The organism is Clostridium sp. KLE 1755 (genome assembly GCF_000466465.2).
GTDB classification, from domain to species: domain Bacteria; phylum Bacillota; class Clostridia; order Lachnospirales; family Lachnospiraceae; genus Eisenbergiella; species Eisenbergiella porci.
The window spans coordinates 1-1,877 of the sequence record NZ_KE992673.1 but is presented as its reverse complement, the minus strand read 5'-3'; the positions used below and the strand labels follow the sequence as shown (position 1 = coordinate 1,877).

Genomic DNA, 1,877 nt, shown 5'->3' with positions numbered 1-1,877 from the left:
GAGACTGTCTATATAACTGTGTATTGTAGTAAATTGGTATGTACCCGGTTTCCTTTTCGACACTCCCCAGTTTGGTTTTACCTATGTTTGCATGACAGTTTTTTTCAAAATACGACGTTTGTTTATATGAATAGTATTGCCGCTTTCCGGCAATACTATTCTAGTTTTCCCTTTATTTTTTCTTCATTTATTATGGCATCATTGGAACCAAATACGATATTTTGCTGATAGATCTTTTCGATCTCCCTTTCATTGTAAAATCCAAATAACATTTCAAGGATCACCTCGAACTGTTCCTCCGTCAACGGCTCTCTATCATACTCCATAACTCGATATGCTACACATGCATATGCTGTTGCTGCATCATGTGTCATAATCCCACGCTCCTTTCACACCATCCTTTTATTGATAGTTATTACCGTAGCTGCAGGCTTTATTCAATAACGATCCTGAACAAAGCCTGCAGCTGCGGTACTATACGTTAACAAAAGAATATTGGATGGGACGGCTCCCTGCACAAGCCTCTCGGGAAGATCGCGCGTTCTCTCAGGCGATGGTTGCCCTGTCGCCGAATTCGATGATAAACTGTCCGTAAGTCTCGCCCCAATCCCGATAGGGCATGGACCACTTTTCTGTTATATCCCGCGTTGTCAGATACAACGTTTTCCTTAGTGCATCGTCATTAGGAAAAACGGCTTTATTTTTTGTCACTTTCCGCAGCTGCCGGTTAAATCCCTCCAGGGTATTCGTTGTATAGATGAGGCGGCGTATCTGTGGCCCATAGCTGAAATAGGTGGAGAGGTTTTCCCATTTCATCTGCCAGTTCTCAACGACCGCACGATACTTCTTCCAGCTGTCCTTCATCGCCTCCAGGTTCATGAATGCGATCTCCTCACTTTCGGCCCCGTATACCCGTTTCAGATCCTTCATAAATGCCTTGGAATCCTTATAGGCTATATATTTCATGGTGTTCCGTATTTGATGGATAATGCATAGCTGGATCCTTGTTTCAGGAAATACGGTTTTGATCGCATCAGGAAATCCCTGCAAGCCATCGATACAGGCGATCAGGATATCTTTCACTCCACGGTTTTTCAGTTCATTACATACCTTCAGCCAGAATTTGGCACCTTCATTTTCACCGATCCAGATCCCCAGGATGTCTTTTCGGCCTTCCGCGTTAATCCCCAGAGCGACATAGGATGCCTTCGTGACGATCCGCCCTTCTTCACGGACTTTATAGTGCACAGCATCCAGAAATACAACCGGATAAAAACCATCCAGGGTCCGGCTGTACCACTCCCTTGCTTCCTCCATGATTTTATCCGTTATATTAGACACGGAGGCCGGGGATAATTCAATCCCGTAAAGTGCCTGGACATGGGAAACGATGTCACGAACAGTCATCCCCTTCGCATACATAGAGATAATCTGTGCTTCCAGTCCCTCCTCGATCACAGCCCTCTTTTTAATAACTTCCGGTTCGAATTCCCCTTCCCTGACTCTTGGGACATCAATGTCAATGCTGCCGTAAGAAGTCTTTACTTTTTTAGGTGATGTTCCATTCCGCTGCGGGGTATTCCCCTTACTTTTTTCATCTGTGATATAATCTGTGATCTCGCTTTGAAGGATCTGTTCGATCGCATCCTTTACCATTCGCTGGACAAGTCCGTTTGGCCCTGTGATATCCTCCATGGTACTGCACTTGGAAAGTTCCTCCTGATAATTAAATCCTGATGTCATATCCCTTAACCTCACTAAATTTATTTACCAATTTATTCCACTTACATGCAGTATTGTCAGTAGTAATGATACCTATTCAAAAAAGAGGTGTGTCGAATAATCTGCACGTGATACACAGTTTATTTGACACACCC

At 44.0% G+C, this 1,877-nt stretch carries 2 protein-coding genes; both read right to left on the bottom strand.

Going from position 1 to position 1,877, the window contains the following annotated elements; translation table 11 throughout:
- Window positions 1–155: 155 nt before the first annotated feature.
- Window positions 156–374, bottom strand: a complete 219-nt coding sequence (locus tag HMPREF1548_RS06615) for a hypothetical protein (RefSeq protein ID WP_025491738.1) — start codon at window positions 372–374, stop codon at window positions 156–158.
- 172 nt (window positions 375–546) lie between these two features.
- Window positions 547–1,743 (bottom strand): IS256 family transposase, encoded by a 1,197-nt coding sequence (locus HMPREF1548_RS06610; protein ID WP_021635111.1) that lies wholly within the window; start codon window positions 1,741–1,743, stop codon window positions 547–549.
- Window positions 1,744–1,877 lie beyond the last annotated feature (134 nt).